General features: G+C 68.6%; 12 protein-coding genes. 7 read left to right on the top strand and 5 right to left on the bottom strand.

Annotated elements, in window-relative coordinates; all coding sequences use genetic code 11:
- Window positions 1-16: 16 nt before the first annotated feature.
- The 3 genes from rpsG to IE94_RS0101190 all read right to left on the bottom strand — a co-directional run bounded on the left by rpsG (window position 17) and on the right by IE94_RS0101190 (window position 2,236).
- The gene (rpsG, locus tag IE94_RS0101200) at window positions 17-487 is read right to left on the bottom strand and encodes a 30S ribosomal protein S7 (RefSeq protein ID WP_003974303.1); all 471 of its coding nucleotides are present in this window, start codon (window positions 485-487) and stop codon (window positions 17-19) included.
- Window positions 488-489: 2 nt separating this feature from the next.
- The gene (rpsL, locus tag IE94_RS0101195; protein ID WP_003948652.1) at window positions 490-861 is read right to left on the bottom strand and encodes a 30S ribosomal protein S12; all 372 of its coding nucleotides are present in this window, start codon (window positions 859-861) and stop codon (window positions 490-492) included.
- A 289-nt stretch (window positions 862-1,150) separates the two neighbouring features.
- Complete coding sequence (locus IE94_RS0101190) at window positions 1,151-2,236, bottom strand: glycosyltransferase family 2 protein (RefSeq protein WP_245235145.1); 1,086 nt, start codon at window positions 2,234-2,236, stop codon at window positions 1,151-1,153.
- Window positions 2,237-2,327: 91 nt separating this feature from the next.
- Here IE94_RS0101190 and IE94_RS0101185 point away from each other — a divergent pair, with 91 nt between their 5' ends.
- The 7 genes from IE94_RS0101185 (at window position 2,328) to IE94_RS0101155 (ending at window position 10,075) form a co-directional block, all read left to right on the top strand.
- Window positions 2,328-3,629, top strand: coding sequence for a hypothetical protein (locus IE94_RS0101185; protein ID WP_106977674.1), 1,302 nt, complete (start codon window positions 2,328-2,330; stop codon window positions 3,627-3,629).
- A gap of 121 nt (window positions 3,630-3,750) precedes the next feature.
- Window positions 3,751-4,467: a Crp/Fnr family transcriptional regulator gene (locus tag IE94_RS0101180; protein ID WP_030145449.1), complete on the top strand. Its 717-nt coding sequence runs from the start codon at window positions 3,751-3,753 to the stop codon at window positions 4,465-4,467.
- Between the two features lie 136 nt (window positions 4,468-4,603).
- On the top strand, window positions 4,604-5,347 hold the full coding sequence (locus IE94_RS0101175) for a hypothetical protein (RefSeq protein WP_209441019.1): 744 nt from the start codon (window positions 4,604-4,606) through the stop codon (window positions 5,345-5,347).
- Entirely contained in the window at window positions 5,344-7,470 is a 2,127-nt protein-coding gene (locus IE94_RS0101170) for a hypothetical protein (protein ID WP_030145447.1), read from the top strand. The genes IE94_RS0101175 and IE94_RS0101170 overlap by 4 nt, the downstream gene beginning before the upstream one ends.
- A 20-nt stretch (window positions 7,471-7,490) precedes the next feature.
- Window positions 7,491-8,513, top strand: a complete 1,023-nt coding sequence (locus tag IE94_RS0101165) for an SPFH domain-containing protein (RefSeq protein ID WP_063829697.1) — start codon at window positions 7,491-7,493, stop codon at window positions 8,511-8,513.
- Window positions 8,510-9,028: a Pycsar system effector family protein gene (locus tag IE94_RS0101160; RefSeq protein ID WP_051777150.1), complete on the top strand. Its 519-nt coding sequence runs from the start codon at window positions 8,510-8,512 to the stop codon at window positions 9,026-9,028. Before IE94_RS0101165 ends, IE94_RS0101160 begins: the two co-directional genes overlap by 4 nt.
- A 45-nt stretch (window positions 9,029-9,073) precedes the next feature.
- A complete protein-coding gene (locus tag IE94_RS0101155) occupies window positions 9,074-10,075 on the top strand; it encodes a M48 family metalloprotease (RefSeq protein WP_030145444.1) in 1,002 nt (333 codons plus the stop codon).
- A 61-nt stretch (window positions 10,076-10,136) separates the two neighbouring features.
- Here IE94_RS0101155 and IE94_RS0101150 read toward each other — a convergent pair whose 3' ends face one another.
- Together IE94_RS0101150 and rpoB are read right to left on the bottom strand one after the other, a co-directional pair.
- Complete coding sequence (locus IE94_RS0101150; protein WP_030145443.1) at window positions 10,137-14,036, bottom strand: DNA-directed RNA polymerase subunit beta'; 3,900 nt, start codon at window positions 14,034-14,036, stop codon at window positions 10,137-10,139.
- Between the two features lie 97 nt (window positions 14,037-14,133).
- Window positions 14,134-17,619: a DNA-directed RNA polymerase subunit beta gene (gene rpoB / locus IE94_RS0101145; RefSeq protein WP_030145442.1), complete on the bottom strand. Its 3,486-nt coding sequence runs from the start codon at window positions 17,617-17,619 to the stop codon at window positions 14,134-14,136.
- Between the last annotated feature and the right edge of the window lie 230 nt (window positions 17,620-17,849).

The following is a 17,849-nucleotide window of genomic DNA, read 5'->3' as shown; positions in this document are numbered from 1 at the left end:
TCGATGTGGGTAGCGACTACCAGCGGTAGTGCGCGAAGGCCTTGTTGGACTCGGCCATCTTGTGCGTGTCCTCGCGCTTCTTCACAGCGGCACCCAGGCCGTTGGAGGCGTCGAGGAGCTCGTTGAGCAGACGCTCGGTCATGGTCTTCTCGCGACGGGCGCGGGAGTAACCGACCAGCCAGCGCAGCGCGAGGGTGTTGGCGCGGCCGGGCTTGACCTCGATCGGCACCTGGTACGTCGCACCACCGACACGGCGGGACTTGACCTCGAGGGTCGGCTTGATGTTCTCGAGAGCGCGCTTGAGCGTGATGACCGGGTCGTTGCCGGTCTTCTCGCGCAGGCCCTCCATGGCGCCGTAGACGATGCGCTCGGCGGTGGAGCGCTTGCCGTTCAGCAGCACCTTGTTGATCAGGGAGGTCACCAGAGGAGAACCGTAGACCGGGTCGATGATGACCGGGCGCTTCGGGGCGGGGCCCTTACGAGGCATTCTTACTTCTCCTTCTTGGCGCCGTAGCGGCTGCGGGCCTGCTTGCGGTTCTTGACACCCTGGGTGTCGAGGGAGCCGCGGATGATCTTGTAGCGAACACCCGGCAGGTCCTTCACACGGCCGCCGCGCACGAGCACGATGGAGTGCTCCTGCAGGTTGTGCCCCTCACCCGGAATGTAAGCGGTGACCTCGATCCCGCTGGTCAGACGCACACGCGCGACCTTACGCAGGGCCGAGTTCGGCTTCTTCGGGGTGGTCGTGAACACACGCGTGCAGACGCCACGGCGCTGAGGGGATCCCTCGAGTGCGGGCGTCTTGTTCTTCTCGACCTTGTCCTGCCGGCCCTTACGGACCAGCTGCTGGATCGTAGGCACTACTTCTCCGGTTTCTGTGTGCCGAATGGTGAAGCTAACCTGGAACGCCACCGACCCACGCGGTCGGGTGTGTCGAAGTCGCGCACTCCGGCCGCGAGGCGGAAGGAGACGCGAAATGCGGTGGCCACGCACGGCCCCCGGTGCGGCTGTAGACACGCACGAGGGCCAGGGCACACCCCAGGCACAAGGTCTGAGCGTACCTAGCGCATTCGCTGCGGTCAAAACAAATGGGCGACACCGGCATCCCCGCCCGTTTCGCACCGTTTTACCCCGTTCGACGGGGCGGGTCTCAGGCCCGCGGCAGCGGCACGCGCCGCTCCTCGCCGTCCGTGCCGTCCGACGCGGGCGCGGGCGCGGCTCCGGGTGCGGGCGCGGCTCCGGGTGCGGGCGTGGGCGTGGGTTCGGGTACCGGTGCGGGCACCGCCGTGTCGTGGCGGACGAAGTAGGTCGGCCGGTTCTGCACGGCCGTGTATATGCGCCCGACGTATTCGCCGAGCAGTCCGACGCAGACCAGCTGCACCGCGCCGATGAAGACGATGCCGGTGAACAGCGAGGTCCAGCCGGGGACCGTGCGCCCCAGGGCGAACGCGGTCAGGGTGTAGACCAGCAGCCCCAGGCACACCACGAAGGCACCGCCGCCCAGCCAGGTGGCGATGCGCAGCGGGGCCGCGGAGAAGCCGGTGACGCTGTCGACCGCCAGCCGGATCATCCGGCCCAGCGGGTACTTCGTACGGCCCGCCGTGCGCGGAGCGCGCTCGTAGGTCACCTGCCCGCTCGGGAAACCCAGCCAGGGCACCAGCAGGCGGTACACCCGCTGCTGGTCGGGAAGGGCCTTGAGGGCGTCCACGGCGGCCCGGCTGAGCAGCCGGAAGTCGCCGGCCTGGGCCGGGACGGAGGGGCCCGCCAGGCGCCGCATGAGGCGGTAGTAGACGCCCGCCGTCCACCGCTTGAACCCGGAGTCGCTGCTGCGGTCGGCGCGCACGCCGTAGACGATGTCCAGCCCCTCGCGACGGGCCAGCGCCAGCATGTCGGGGATCTTCTCCGGCGGGTCCTGGAGGTCGGCGTCCAGGCTGACCACGTACGCGCCGCGGGCCCGGTCCAGCCCCGCCGTGAGGGCCGCCTGATGGCCGGAGTTGCGCCGCAGGGCGACCACGCGCAGCTCCGGCCAGCCCAGCCGGAAGGCGTCGAGCAGCTCGGGGGTGCGGTCGCCGCTGCCGTCGTCGACGGCGACGACCTCGTGCGGCACGCCCAGCTCCGTCAGGACCGGCCGCAGCCTGGTGACCAGCGCGGGCAGGACGTCCTCCTCGTTGAACATCGGAATGACGACCGACAGCACGACCGGTTCGTGCCGCTCCGCGTCCCGTCCCTCGGGCACCGCGCCTCCCTCCGCATGACCTTGAGTACAGATGTGCGACTCTTGTGCGATCTTATGGCAGCAGTTGACGGTTGAGGGTGGCCCGAGGGGGATGACAGCCATGGACACGGCTGCCGACGACACGGTGACCGACGGACCGGCCGGCACCGGCGAACGCCGTCCCGGCGGGACCGCGGCCCGCTCCTGGCGGAGCTGGCCCCCCGCCCTCCCGGCCGGCGCGCGGCCCTATCTCGCCCCTCTGGTGCTGTACGGCGTCACCAAGCTCGTCGGCCTGGGGGTCTTCGCCTCCCTCCTCACCTACGCCGGGGACTTCCGGGGCAAGAACCCGCGCTTCGGCGGCGGCGCCCACTGGTGGGACGTACTGGCCACCTGGGACGGCTGGTGGTACCTCCAGGTCGCCGAGCACGGCTACAGCCCTTCCCTGGTGCGGCTCGGCGGCGACGGCCTGTTCACGGTCCAGCAGAACTCGGTCGCGTTCTTCCCGCTCTACCCGGCGCTCATCCGCATGGTCTCGGAGTCCACCGGCCTCGGCCTGTACGGCTCCGGGATCCTGGTCTCCGTCCTCACGTCGTTCGTCGCCGCGGCCGGGATCTACGCCGTGGTCTCGCTGATCGCCGGAGCACGGGCGGGCACCGTCGCGGCCGGACTGTGGGCGGTGGCGCCCGGCGCGGGCGTCGAGTGGGCGGTGTACTCCGAGTCCCTGTTCGTCGCCATCGCCGCCTGGACCTGCTACGCCGTGATGAAGGGGCGCTGGGTGGCGGCGGGCCTGCTGGCCTTCACCGCGGGCCTGAACCGCCCCACCTCCGCCGTCCTCATAGGCGCCGTGGGCCTCGCCGCGCTGGTGACCCTGGCCCGCCCCGCGTCCCGGCGCGAGCACGGCGTACGCGGCCCGGTGTACGCGATGCTCGTCGCGCCGCTCGGCCTGCTCTCCTACATCGCCTGGGTCGGCTGGAGCACCGGCGAGGCCACGGCCTACTTCACCCTCCAGCGCGAGGGCTGGGCGCACTTCTTCGACTACGGCGCCTACACCTGGGACGTGCTGCGCAACCTCGCGGTGGGCCGCGGCGACTACCCCTTCGCCTTCTCCACCCCGGACCTGCTCTCCCTCCAGCTGGTCCTGGCGCTGCCCTTCCTCATCGCCCTGATGCTGCGCAAGAGGCCCCCGCTGGTCCTGGTCGCCTACACCCTGGCGACGATCGTCACGGTCCTGGGCACCCAGCAGATGTTCGGCAACACGATGCGCTACCTGCTCCCCGCCTTCCCCCTCCTCCTCGCCCCGGCAGCAGCCCTGAGCCGCCTCAAACTCCCGACCCTGGTGGTCTTCTTCACCACCGCGTCGATCGCCTCCGGCTGGTACGCCCACTACGTGATCTTCGAACTGGGCGTGCCGTAGCCGCCCGAAGAGCCCTCTCAGCCACGGCGGCCGATTGTCGCCCGTTGCCCGTATGCCCTGGTCAAGTACGTTGTCTGGTTACGAAGCGCGGCATTGGCACAGCGAACGCGGGGGCGGCGGGATGACCGGCGGACGGACACACGCTTGGGACGACGACGGGTTCGACGACGGCGTGCCCTTCCTCGCGCGACTGGAGAAGGAGGACCGCACGGCCCTGCTCCGGGCCGGACGGCCGCTGCGCTACCGGGCCCGCAGCGTCATCCTCCACCAGGACGAACCCTCCTCGCATGTACTTCTCCTGCTGCACGGCTGGACCAAGGTGACGGCGATCGCGGCGAACGGCTACGAAGCCCTCCTGGCCCTTCGAGGGCCGGGAGACATCGTGGGCGAGGGCGCAGCCCTCAGCGGGCGTCATCGTTCGGCAACCGTCACCGCGCTCGACGCCGTCGAAGCGGTCGTCATCGACGAGCCCCGCTTCACCGCCTTCCTCACGGCACACCCCGGAGCCGCCCTGCGGTTGCTGAGCCTGACCACCGACCGGCAGCGCTCGACCGACCGCCGGCGGCTGGAGTGGGCGGCCCTCACGGTGCGTGAGCGTCTGGCAGTGCTTCTGCTGGAGCTGGTCCGCACGCACGGAACCCGCACCGACGAGGGCGTCGAGCTGACCATCGGCCTCAGCCAGCAGGAGTTCGCCGGATCGGTCGGCTCCTCGCGCGAGGCGGTTGCCCGGCTCCTCAGGGAACTGCGGGACCGGCACGTCGTGGTCACCCGACGCCGACGCATCGTCGTCCTGCGCCCCGACATCCTGCGTCGCATCATCGGGGGACAGCCCGCCTGACAGCCCGCCTGACAGGCCGTCGTACAGGCTGTCTTCTGTGCACACGGTCACACTTGGTCCGTGTCATCGGCCCTCTGACACCGGTCGTCCGTCCGCCATCGTGCTGCTTCATCAGGCAAGCACGAGAGGAAGAACCGTGACAGACCCCATGTACCGCACCATCCTCCTTTTCGACATCGAGCAGTTCGGCTCCCGCGACGACGTGGAGCAGGCGTTCCTGCGCCGACTCCTGTACGAGGTCGTCGACGCCACACTCCTCGCCGCGGGCATCGACGAATCGGCGCGGCTGCGCGCGGACCGCGGTGACGCCGTGATGGAGCTCATCGACGTCCAGGCTTCGGTCCCGGCGCTCGTCAAGACCCTGCTCACCGAGGCTCCCGCCCTGCTGCACAGCAAGAACCGGCTCATCGCGAGCAGCGCCCGAATGCGGCTGCGCATGGTGCTGTCCGCCGGGTACGTCGCGGTCGACGAACTCGACGGCTGGGTCGGCTCGGACCTCAATCACGCCGTGCGCCTGCTCAACTCCGACCCGCTGCGGGACGCCCTCAAGCAGCGCGACGACCACAGTGTGCTGTGCGTGTCCGACGGCATCTACACGGGAGTCGTGCGGCACGGCCCGCTCGGCGTACGCCCGGACGAGTTCCGCCGCGTCACCGTGGAGACGAAGGAGGGGCCCACGGTGGCCTGGGTGCACGGGGTGTCCGACGCAGACGCCTCCCGGGCCGCCACTGAGGACTCTGCGCCGGTCGCGGACCCGGCCCTCTCCGGGCCCGCGGCCACCACCCACGTGCACGGCGACCAGTACGGCGTGAGCGGAGGCACGGTCCACGGCGGCCAGCGGTTCGACTTCACCCGCCGCGAACGGGACGAGCGCCGATGAGCCAGGCGGAGGTGGCGGCCCCGGCCAAGCAGGCCGACGAGACCGCGCAGGACGGCGAGCGCAAAGAGCAGGAGGAGTCCGCCGAAGGCCAGGAACAACCGCGCCAGAAGGCATGGGCAGCACGCCGGGACCTGATCGCGCACGGCCCCGAGTTCATCTCCACCCTGGTCGGCGGGGACCAGTTCGGCCAGTCGGGCGGCTCGCACTACGGCGACACGATCATTCACATCGGCGGCGGCCGGGCCGAAGCATCCGTTGCCACCCCCGGTCCCGTCCCCGTGACAGAGGTGGAGAGACTGGCCAGCGCCTTCCAGGAGGCTCAGGACTTCGACGAGGTGCTCACCCGACTCAAGGCGGAGCGGTTCCTCATCCTGTCCGGCGGACGGGAGACGGGCCGCAGAACCGCCGCGCTGATGCTGCTGCACCGGCTCGGCCTCGACCGATTCTTCGAGCTGGAGCCGCCCACAGCCTTCCCCGCGCTCTCCGACCAGTTGGACACCGGCGCGGGTCACGTCCTGTGCGATCTGACCGTCAGCCGCAACCGCCCTCTGCGGCAACCGCACCTCCTGGCACTGCGTCGGGAACTGGAACGCCGGGGGGCCTACCTGGTGATCACCGTGGAACCGTCGGCGGCGCTGGGAGACATCTCCTCCGTACGGTGGGACCCCCCGTCCGCCGAGGACATACTGCACGCTCACGTCGCCCCGGTGACCGGCGAGAGCGCTTGGCCGCAACTGCGTGAACGCGCGGCGGTCAAGGAGTTCCTCGCCCAGCAGCACCCGCCGCGCCAGATCGAGCACTTCGCGAAGGAAGTCGTCGCCCTGCACCTCGGTCAAACCGACGAACGGCGGCTGGCCGCATACGGGGCGGCCGCCGTACGCGGCCAAGTCTCCCGCTGGCTCACGGAGGTCGAGCCCATCCTGCGGGAAAAGGCCTTCCTGATCTCGCTCGCGGTCTTCGACAAGGCCCCGTACGCGGTGGCCGCGGAGGTCGGCGACAGCCTGTTCGTGCGATTGCAGAAGATCGAGGACCCCCACGACGCTCCACGCATCCCCGTCTTTGGCACCTCGCGCGAGGAACGACTGCGACTTGCCCGCGCCAGGGGCTACGTGGGTACGGAGGTCACGGAACACGGACCCGTCATCGGCACCTTCGTCGCCGAATTCCGCGACCGGCAGACATCCCCTCTACTGCTGGAGGAGGTGTGGAACCGTCACCCCTCGGCCCGCCCCGCAGTCGCCGAGTGGCTGCGCAAACTCGCCGAGGACCGCCGCCCTCTGGTGCGGACCAGGGCTGCCTCCGCCGCCGCCCAGCTCGCCCAGTTCGACCTTTCGTCCGCGCTGGCGCATCTCATCGAACCGTGGGCAGACGCCCGTGACTCCCACTCCTGGCTGGCGGCGGCCAACGCGCTCACCATGGCCCAGCTCCTGGAGGTGCCTACCGTTCTGCGCATTCTGCATGAATGGTGCACCGGAGAGGTGGAGAGCCGCCGCTGGACCGCCATTCGAGCCTTCGGCCTGCTGGGCCCCGTGCACCACGAGGAAGCCCTGGAAGCGCTCCTGGACGCGGCTCGCCGGCAGCCGCCCGACGAGAACGACGTCGATAACGAGGACGACAAGCCGTCGGAGGCGACCAAGCAGTTCGCGGACGCCTTGGAACTGCTGCTTCTCGCCGTGAAGAACCCTGTGCTGGCCCAACTCGCCAAGCAGCTCGACCCGGACCACACCGACCGTACGGCCCGCCCATACGCGCTGCTGGCCTTCTTCCAGGCCTGCACCCAGTCGAAGGAGGAAGACAGCGGACGCCCCATGGTCCTCGACTGGTACAGGGAGGCTCTGGAAGCGGGAGACAGGACGGTCACGCGGCACCTCGTCCAGTTCTGGGACGCGCTCCTTGCCGACCGGACGCACACCGCGCAGGCCCTTGCCGTACTGCGCGGCTGGGTACGCACGGCCGACACCGACCCCGAGTCGGAACGGGCGCTCGTCCCGTTGCTGTACGAACTCGCCGAAACCCCCGTCAACCATCGGCGCATCACCCACCTGCTGCGTACGGTCCGCGACTCCGGTGGCGTCCCTTCTCCAGCCGCCGACCGCCTGCTGAAGCACCTCTCCCCCGCCTGACCGCTCACGGAAGGCAGACCATGGAACATCCCCAGCAACCTGACGAGCTCGACTGGTTCCGGCAACCACCGCCGTCCCCGGCCCCGACCCGCACCTTCGAGGACCCGGTCCGCACCGTCTGGCAACTCCCCCGCTTCCACATCGGCCGCCGCCGCTTCATGGGACGCATCGACTACGCGCTGGTCTGCGTCACGCGCACCGGGTTGTACGAGACCTTCCCGCCACCGGCCCGCCCCGCCTCCACACGGCGCTATGTCGCCCTGTACGAGGTGGACACCGATCCCCACGCCTTCCAGCTGAACGTGCTTCTGCCGAGCAAGGTCGACAGTTTCGAGTTCGAGGCCACCGCGGACCTCACCTGGCGCGTCATGGATGCGGAGCGGTTCGTCCGCAGCCAGGAGCGGGACGTGCCGGGACTCGTCACCCGCAGAGTGCTTCCCGTGCTTCGCGCGGCCAGTCGTGGTTACCCCATCGACGAGAGCGCGGCCGCCGAACGGGCCGTGCAACAGGTGGTGAACGACACCTCGTGGCTCGGTGAGGATCTGGGTCTGCGCACGGCTTGCTCGGTCCGGCTGCGCCGCGACGCGTCCGAACGGAACCACCAAGCGCGGCTGCGGACCGCCCGGCACGATGCGGAGGCCGTGGAACCCGAACACAAGGCGGCGGTTCTTCAGCAGACGTACGAGGCGAGTCGCACCGCGGAAAAGATCCGCTTCTACGAGCATCACCTGGAACGCGGTGGCATCGCCGCGCTCGCGCTGCACCTGTCGGTACACCCCGACGACACCCAGCTGGTCCTCGGACACCTCCGTGACGAGCAGGCCAAACTGGTCGAGACCCAGCTCCATCTGATCGACCGGGCCCTGGACAGCAAGCGGCTGGAGGACCACCACCTGGACGAGCCACACCAGCTCATCGCGGACCGCATGACCGCCATCCTGGGAGCCACCGACCCAGCGGTGAAGTCACCGCCGTACCCCGTTACGCAATCACCGGCGAGCGAGTCGACACCTCCCGCGGCGACGCCGGAGTCGGGCACGTGAGCACGACCGGCCCGTCGTCGGACGCCGTCCTGCTGGAAGCCGGCGCACACTTGCTTACCGACCTCCGAGCGGAGATCGCCCGGGCTGACGCCAAAGCAGCCGTCCTGGTGGCGGCGCTCGGTCTGTCGGCCGGCGTTCCCACCGCCTTGCTGGCCAATTCCCGTTGGCGTCCGGCCCCGCTTCCCGCACCGGCTGCCGTGCTGTGGTGGGCCGGCACGGCCCTGCTGCTTACGGCCCTGCTGGCCGCCCTGCTGGCGGTCGTCCCCCGCTACCGCCCCAGCCGTTGGGCTCCCGGACGGCCTCTCACCTACTTCGGCGACGTACGAAGGGCATCCAGGTCCGGGCGCCTTTCCGCCGCCCTGGCGGACACCGGACGCGACCCTGCTCACGGCATGCTGATCGCCCTTGCCGAGACGAGCGGCATCGCGGCCCGCAAGCACTTCTGGATCCGTGCGGGGCTGATCGCCTTCGGCTGCGCTGCGCTTCTGCTGCCCGCGTCCCTGCTTTTCACGTGAGCCAGCCTTCTGCCGCGCCGCCCACTCGTACCGGAAGGAAGCGTCATGCCCATCAGCTCCGAGCACGGCAACCCGGCTGAACCGGAACCACCTCTCCCACACGACGAGGGCCTACCGCCGCGTCCCGGAAGGATCGTCATCGCGGCACGTCAGCGTGGTGCCGACGGCACCGCTCTCGGCCACCTGGCACTGCATCTCCCGCACGCCTGCGCGAGTCTGGCCGTCGTCTGCGGGGCGGCCCACCTCCTCGACAGGCTAGGAGGACCACCCTGGTGGATCATCTGCGGCACATGGGTGCTGAGCGGCGGGCTTGTCTTCCACCGCCCCTGCGAGCGAATACTCGCCCGCCGCCTGTTCGGCCTGCGCCATCCGACCCCCGACGAGGACCGCGTACTGCGCCCCGTATGGCGCGAGGTCACCGCACGCGCCGGGGTGAACTCGGCCGCATACCACCTTTGGGTCGAGGACAGCGATGGGGTCAACGCCATGGCCGCCGCCGGCCACATCATCGGTGTCACCCGACACTCACTCAGGCACCTGCCGGCCGCGCAGCTCGCAGGCGTCCTCGCACACGAACTCGGCCACCACACCCGAGGTCACTCCTGGACCTCACTGCTCACCTTCTGGTACGCGCTGCCCGGCCGACTCACCTGGCGTCTGGTCCGGATGCTCGCCTCCCGCGTCGACCGGATTCCCGTGGGGATCGCGGCCGTGTTGATCGGCCTCGTGGGCGCCGCCACGGTCGCCCTCGCGACGGCCACGTATGGACTGGTCCTCCTGCCCTTCCTCACGCCCTACCTGGCAGCCGCCGTGTCCCGGCGCGCCGAGCTGCGCGCCGACGAGCACGCTGCGCACCTCGGCTTCGCGTCGCAGCTGATCACAGTGCTGCACGAGGAACACGAGCGCGAAGAGGCCGCACGGGCCCGCGCCGCAGCCCTGGACCTACCGGCCAAGGACGAGGGAGTCGTCGCACGACTGCTGGACTCGCACCCCGACGTTCACACCCGGCTGCATCACCTGCGGGCCCACGTGAAGAGCGGGCGCTGACACGCCGAAGGGCGGCCACCCACTCGGGGTGACCGCCCTTCGGTCGTATCAAGCTGCCCGCTTACTGGTTGTACGGACCGTAGTCGTAGTCCTCCAGCGGAACGGCCTGGCCGGAGCCCGTGCCGAACGGCGAGTAGTCGATGTCGTCGTAGCCGACGGCCGAGTACATCGCGGCCTTGGCCTCCTCGGTCGGCTCCACCCGGATGTTGCGGTAGCGGGACAGGCCCGTACCGGCCGGGATGAGCTTACCGATGATGACGTTCTCCTTGAGGCCGATGAGGCTGTCGGACTTGGCGTTGATCGCCGCGTCCGTCAGGACCCTGGTCGTCTCCTGGAAGGAGGCGGCCGACAGCCAGGACTCCGTCGCCAGCGAAGCCTTGGTGATACCCATCAGCTGCGGACGACCGGAGGCCGGGTGACCGCCCTCCTGGACCACACGACGGTTCTCGGTCTCGAACTTCGTCCGCTCGACCAGCTCGCCGGGCAGCAGCTCGGCGTCGCCGGACTCGATGATCGTCACGCGGCGCAGCATCTGCCGGATGATGATCTCGATGTGCTTGTCGTGGATCGACACGCCCTGCGAGTTGTAGACCTTCTGGACCTCGCCGACCAGGTGGACCTGGACGGCACGCTGACCCAGGATGCGCAGCACGTCGTGCGGGTTGGTGGCACCCACGGTGAGCTTCTGGCCCACCTCGACGTGGTCGCCCTCGCCCACCAGCAGACGGGCGCGCTTCGAGATCGGGAACGCCGTCTCGTCGCTGCCGTCGTCCGGGGTGACGACGATCTTCTTCGTCTTCTCGGTCTCCTCGATCCGGACGCGGCCGGAGGCTTCGGAGATCGGGGCGACACCCTTCGGGGTACGGGCCTCGAAGAGCTCGACGACACGCGGCAGACCCTGCGTGATGTCGTCACCGGCCACACCACCGGTGTGGAAGGTACGCATCGTCAGCTGGGTACCGGGCTCACCGATGGACTGGGCGGCGATGATGCCGACCGCCTCACCGATGTCGACCAGCTTGCCGGTGGCCAGCGAGCGGCCGTAGCACATGGCGCAGGTGCCGACCTGGGACTCGCAGGTCAGGATCGAACGGGTCTTGACCTCCTCGACGCCGTGGGCGACCAGGGCGTCGATCAGGACGTCACCGAGGTCGACGTTGGCCGGCGCGATCACCTTGCCGTCGATGACGACGTCCTCGGCGAGCATGCGGGCGTACACGCTGGTCTCGACGTCGTCCGCCTTGCGCAGCGTGCCGTCCGCGTCGCGCACGGCGATCGGCAGCTTGAGACCGCGCTCGGTGCCGCAGTCCTCCTCGCGGATGATGACGTCCTGCGAGACGTCGACCAGACGACGCGTGAGGTAACCCGAGTCGGCGGTACGCAGAGCGGTGTCCGCCAGACCCTTACGGGCACCGTGCGTGGAGATGAAGTACTCCAGCACGGACAGGCCCTCACGGAAGGACGCCTTGATCGGACGCGGGATCGTCTCGTTCTTCGCGTTCGACACCAGACCACGCATACCGGCGATCTGACGCATCTGCATCATGTTGCCTCGTGCGCCCGAGTTCACCATCATGAAGATCGGGTTGGTCTTCGGGAAGTTGTCGTTCATCGCCTCGGCGACCTCGTTGGTCGCCTTGGTCCAGATCGCGATGAGCTCCTGCGTGCGCTCGTCCTTGGTGATCAGACCGCGCTCGTACTGCTTCTGGACCTTCTCGTCCTGCGCCTCGTAGCCCTTGACGATCTCCTTCTTCGCCTCGGGAACGACGACGTCGGAGATGGCCACGGTGACGCCGGAACGGGTCGCCCAGAAGAAGCCGGACGCCTTCAGGTTGTCGAGCGTCGCCGCCACGATGACCTTCGGGTAGCGCTCGGCGAGGTCGTTGACGATCTCGGAGAGCTGCTTCTTGCCGACCTCGTAGTCGACGAAGGGGTAGTCCTCGGGCAGCAGCTCGTTGAAGAGCGCGCGGCCCAGCGTGGTCTTCAGGGTGAAGGTGTCACCCTGCTGCCACTCCGGCTCACCCTCCTCGCGGGCCGGGGGCTCCCAGCCGCGGGGCGGGATGGTGCCCACCGGGAAGCGGATGTCGACCTTCGACTGGAGCGACAGGTCGCCCGCGTCGAACGCCATGATCGCCTCGGCGGCGGACCCGAAGGCACGGCCCTCGCCCTTGAGGTCGCGGCCCTCGCCGTCGGTGGTGAGGAAGAACAGACCGAGGACCATGTCCTGGGTCGGCATCGTCACCGGACGGCCGTCGGCCGGCTTGAGGATGTTGTTCGAGGACAGCATCAGGATGCGGGCCTCGGCCTGCGCCTCCGCGGACAGCGGCAGGTGCACGGCCATCTGGTCACCGTCGAAGTCCGCGTTGAACGCGGTGCAGACGAGCGGGTGGATCTGGATGGCCTTGCCCTCGACCAGCTGCGGCTCGAAGGCCTGGATGCCGAGGCGGTGCAGGGTGGGCGCACGGTTCAGCAGGACCGGGTGCTCGGCGATGACCTCTTCGAGCACGTCGTACACGACCGTGCGGCCGCGCTCGACCATGCGCTTGGCGCTCTTGATGTTCTGCGCGTGGTTCAGGTCGACCAGGCGCTTCATCACGAACGGCTTGAAGAGCTCCAGCGCCATCGCCTTCGGCAGACCGCACTGGTGCAGCTTGAGCTGCGGACCGACGACGATCACGGAACGCGCGGAGTAGTCCACGCGCTTGCCGAGCAGGTTCTGACGGAAACGACCCTGCTTGCCCTTGAGCATGTCGCTCAGGGACTTCAGCGGGCGGTTGCCGGGGCCGGTGACCGGGCGACCGCGACGACCGTTGTCGAAGAGGGCGTCCACGGCCTCCTGGAGCATGCGCTTCTCGTTGTTCACGATGATCTCGGGCGCACCGAGGTCGAGAAGCCGCTTCAGGCGGTTGTTGCGGTTGATCACGCGGCGGTACAGGTCGTTCAGGTCGGAGGTCGCGAAGCGGCCACCGTCCAGCTGCACCATCGGACGCAGGTCCGGCGGGATGACCGGCACGCAGTCCAGCACCATGCCCTTGGGGCTGTTGCTGGTCTGCAGGAACGCGGAGACGACCTTGAGGCGCTTGAGCGCACGGGTCTTCTTCTGGCCCTTGCCGGTGCGGATGATCTCGCGGAGGCGCTCGGCCTCCTCGTCGAGGTCGAAGGACTCCAGGCGCTTCTGCAGGGCAGCCGCACCCATGGAGCCGTCGAAGTAGGTGCCGAAGCGGTCGCGCAGCTCGCGGTAGAGCAGCTCGTCGCCCTCCAGGTCCTGGACCTTGAGGTTCTTGAACCGGTTCCACACCTCGTCGAGGCGGTCGATCTCGCGCTGCGCACGGTCGCGCAGCTGCTTCATCTCACGCTCGGCACCCTCGCGCACCTTGCGGCGCACGTCGGCCTTGGCGCCCTCGGCCTCCAGCTCGGCGAGGTCCGTCTCGAGCTTCTTGGCGCGGGCCTCCAGGTCGGAGTCGCGGCGCTGCTCGATCTGCTGGCGCTCGACGGAGACGTGGGCCTCCAGCGAGGGCAGGTCGCGCGTACGGCGCTCCTCGTCCACGAAGGTGATCATGTACGCGGCGAAGTAGATGACCTTCTCGAGGTCCTTCGGCGCCAGGTCCAGCAGGTAGCCCAGGCGCGACGGGACGCCCTTGAAGTACCAGATGTGGGTGACGGGAGCGGCCAGCTCGATGTGGCCCATCCGCTCACGGCGCACCTTGGCGCGAGTGACCTCGACGCCGCAGCGCTCGCAGATGATGCCCTTGAAGCGGACGCGCTTGTACTTGCCGCAGTAGCACTCCCAGTCCCGGGTCGGACCGAAGATCTTCTCGCAGAAGAGTCCGTCCTTCTCGGGCTTGAGGGTGCGGTAGTTGATGGTCTCGGGCTTCTTGACCTCGCCGTGGCTCCACTGACGGATGTCGTCAGCGGTGGCCAGACCGATCCGGAGCTCGTCGAAGAAGTTGACGTCGAGCACTATGCGTCAATCCCTCTCAGGGTTGTAAGTCTGTGGTCTGAAACGGGGGTCGCGGGATCGGCGGGGCCTCTGGGTGAGAGGCCCCGCCTGACTCCCGTCAGACCTCTTCGACGCTGCTCGGCTCGCGCCGCGACAGGTCGATGCCGAGCTCCTCCGCTGCGCGGAAGACGTCCTCGTCGGTGTCACGCATCTCGATGGACATGCCGTCCGAGGACAGCACCTCCACGTTGAGGCACAGGGACTGCATCTCCTTGATGAGCACCTTGAAGGACTCGGGGATGCCGGGCTCAGGGATGTTCTCGCCCTTGACGATGGCCTCGTAGACCTTCACGCGGCCGGTCACGTCGTCGGACTTGATCGTCAGCAGCTCCTGGAGGGCGTACGCGGCGCCGTAAGCCTCCAGCGCCCACACCTCCATCTCACCGAAGCGCTGGCCACCGAACTGGGCCTTACCACCCAGCGGCTGCTGGGTGATCATCGAGTACGGGCCGGTCGACCGGGCGTGCAGCTTGTCGTCGACCAGGTGGTGGAGCTTGAGGATGTACATGTAGCCGACCGAGATCGGCTCCGGGAACGGCTCACCGCTGCGGCCGTCGAACAGCCGCGCCTTGCCGGACGGGAGCACCATGCGCTCGCCGTCCCGGTTCGGGATGGTGTGCTGGAGCAGGCCGGCCAGCTCGTCCTCGCGCGCACCGTCGAAGACCGGGGTGGCGACGTTGGTGCCGGGCTCGACCTTGTCGGCGCCGATGGCCTGGAGCCGCTGCGCCCACTCCTCCGCGAGGCCGGAGACGTCCCAGCCGCGGCTGGCGAGCCAGCCGAGGTGGATCTCCAGGACCTGCCCCGGGTTCATTCGGGACGGGACACCCAGCGGGTTCAGGATGATGTCGACGGGCGTGCCGTCCTCCAGGAACGGCATGTCCTCGATCGGGTTGATCTTGGAGATGACGCCCTTGTTGCCGTGGCGGCCGGCGAGCTTGTCACCGTCGGTGATCTTGCGCTTCTGCGCCACGTACACGCGCACCAGCTGGTTCACACCGGGGGGAAGCTCGTCGCCCTCCTCGCGGTCGAAGACGCGGACGCCGATGACCTTGCCGATCTCGCCGTGCGGGACCTTCAGCGAGGTGTCGCGCACCTCGCGGGCCTTCTCACCGAAGATCGCGCGGAGCAGGCGCTCCTCCGGGGTCAGCTCGGTCTCACCCTTGGGCGTGACCTTGCCGACCAGGATGTCGCCGGCGACGACCTCGGCACCGATGCGGATGATGCCGCGCTCGTCGAGGTCGGCGAGGACCTCCTCGGAGACGTTCGGGATGTCCCGGGTGATCTCCTCGGGGCCGAGCTTGGTGTCACGGGCGTCGACCTCGTGCTCCTCGATGTGGATCGAGGAGAGGACGTCGTCCTGCACGAGGCGCTGCGACAGGATGATCGCGTCCTCGTAGTTGTGACCCTCCCACGGCATGAACGCGACCAGCAGGTTCTTGCCGAGCGCCATCTCGCCGTTCTCGGTGGCCGGACCGTCGGCGAGGACCTGGCCCTCGATGACGCGGTCGCCCTCGGAGACGATGACCTTCTGGTTGACCGAGGTGCCCTGGTTGGACCGGGAGAACTTGGCCAGGCGGTACGTGATGTACGTGCCGTCGTCGTTGGTCGTGGTGATGTAGTCCGCGGAGACCTCCTGGACCACACCCGGCTTCTCGGCCTTGACCACGTCACCGGCGTCGGCGGCGGAGCGGTACTCCATGCCGGTGCCGACCAGCGGGGACTCGCTCTTGATGAGCGGCACGGCCTGACGCATCATGTTCGCGCCCATGAGGGCACGGTTGGCGTCGTCGTGCTCCAGGAACGGGATCATCGCGGTCGCGACCGACACCATCTGGCGCGGCGAGACGTCCATGTAGTCGACGTCGTCACCGGGGACGTAGTCGACCTCGCCGCCACGACGGCGGACCAGGACGCGGGCCTCGGCGAACCGCATGTCGTCGTTGAGCGTGGCGTTGGCCTGCGCGATGACGAAGCGGTCCTCCTCGTCGGCGGTCAGGTAGTCGACCTCGTCGGTGACCCGGCCCTCGACGACCTTGCGGTACGGCGTCTCGATGAAGCCGAAGGGGTTGATCCGGCCGTACGAGGCGAGCGAGCCGATCAGACCGATGTTCGGGCCTTCGGGCGTCTCGATCGGGCACATGCGGCCGTAGTGCGACGGGTGCACGTCGCGGACCTCGAAGCCGGCCCGCTCACGGGAGAGACCACCCGGGCCGAGGGCGTTCAGACGACGCTTGTGCGTCAGCCCCGACAGCGGGTTGTTCTGGTCCATGAACTGGGACAGCTGGCTGGTGCCGAAGAACTCCTTGATGGAGGCGACGACCGGCCGGATGTTGATCAGGGTCTGCGGCGTGATCGCCTCGACGTCCTGGGTGGTCATGCGCTCGCGCACGACGCGCTCCATACGGGCCAGACCCGTACGGACCTGGTTCTGGATCAGCTCGCCGACGTTGCGGATGCGGCGGTTGCCGAAGTGGTCGATGTCGTCGGTCTCGACGACGATCTCCCGGCCCGACTCGCCGACCGTCTCGGTCTCACCGGCGTGCAGCTTCACCAGGTACTTGATGGTGGCGATGATGTCGTCGGTGGTGAGCACGCCGGCGTCCAGCGGCTCGTCCGCGCCGAGCTTCTTGTTCACCTTGTAGCGGCCGACCTTGGCGAGGTCGTAGCGCTTCGGGTTGAAGTAGAGGTTCTCGAGCAGCGTCTGCGCGGCCTCACGCGTGGGGGGCTCGCCCGGACGCAGCTTGCGGTAGATGTCGAGCAGCGCGTCGTCCTGGCCCTGGGTGTGGTCCTTCTCCAGGGTGGCGCGCATGGACTCGTACTCGCCGAACTCCTCGAGGATCTGCTCGGTCGTCCAACCGAGGGCCTTGAGCAGGACGGTCACGGACTGCTTGCGCTTGCGGTCGATGCGCACACCGACCATGTCGCGCTTGTCGATCTCCATCTCCAGCCAGGCACCCCGGGACGGGATGATCTTGGCGGAGAAGATGTCCTTGTCGGACGTCTTGTCGATGGAGGAGTCGAAGTAGACGCCCGGCGAGCGGACGAGCTGCGACACGACGACACGCTCGGTGCCGTTGATGACGAAGGTGCCCTTGTTCGTCATGAGCGGGAAGTCGCCCATGAAGACCGTCTGGGACTTGATCTCGCCGGTCTCGTTGTTGGTGAACTCGGCGGTGACGAAGAGCGGGGCCGCGTACGTGAAGTCACGGTCCTTGCACTCGTCGATGCTGTTCTTCGGGGGCTCGAAGCGGTGGTCGCGGAACGTCAGCGACATCGACCCGGAGAAGTCCTCGATCGGGGAGATCTCCTCGAAGATCTCCTCGAGGCCGGACTTGGTGGGGACGTCCTGACCGGACTCCAGAGCCGACTCGACGCGAGCCTTCCAGGCGTCGTTGCCGAGGAGCCAGTCGAAGCTCTCGGTTTGCAGCGCGAGAAGGTTCGGAACCTCGAGGGGCTCCTTGATCTTTGCAAAGGAGATGCGCAGCGGGGCGGTGCTGGCAGCGTTGTTCGTATTCGCGGTCGAGGCATTGCGCGAGGCGGCCAAGAGGGGGTCCTTCCGAGGGCTCGGACTCACTACGCGCGTACCGGCCCCTCTTCCGCACACGGAGACAGGGGGTGCCTTCTGTGGCTGAAAAGCCAGGTCAGGCATGCTCTGGTCGTCAGTGCTCGGGCGAGGGCAGACCCCTGGTGACGGGCAGGGGGCAGCTAACAGGCAGCGCAAAGGGACAGTGTAGCCACTTGGCACACTGATGTCCAGTGCGGTTCTCGGGGACC

It is taken from the genome of Streptomyces violaceorubidus (genome assembly GCF_000717995.1).
Classification (GTDB): domain Bacteria; phylum Actinomycetota; class Actinomycetes; order Streptomycetales; family Streptomycetaceae; genus Streptomyces; species Streptomyces violaceorubidus.
This window is presented reverse-complemented; position numbering and strand designations above follow the sequence as displayed.

Coding starts and splice junctions, on each gene's coding strand:
- IE94_RS0101155 (WP_030145444.1), top strand. CDS start 9,074: ATGCCCATCAGCTCCGAGCACGGCAACCCGGCTGAACCGGAACCACCT.
- rpsG (WP_003974303.1), bottom strand. CDS start 487: ATGCCTCGTAAGGGCCCCGCCCCGAAGCGCCCGGTCATCATCGACCCG.
- IE94_RS0101165 (WP_063829697.1), top strand. CDS start 7,491: ATGGAACATCCCCAGCAACCTGACGAGCTCGACTGGTTCCGGCAACCA.
- IE94_RS0101185 (WP_106977674.1), top strand. CDS start 2,328: ATGACAGCCATGGACACGGCTGCCGACGACACGGTGACCGACGGACCG.
- IE94_RS0101180 (WP_030145449.1), top strand. CDS start 3,751: ATGACCGGCGGACGGACACACGCTTGGGACGACGACGGGTTCGACGAC.
- IE94_RS0101170 (WP_030145447.1), top strand. CDS start 5,344: ATGAGCCAGGCGGAGGTGGCGGCCCCGGCCAAGCAGGCCGACGAGACC.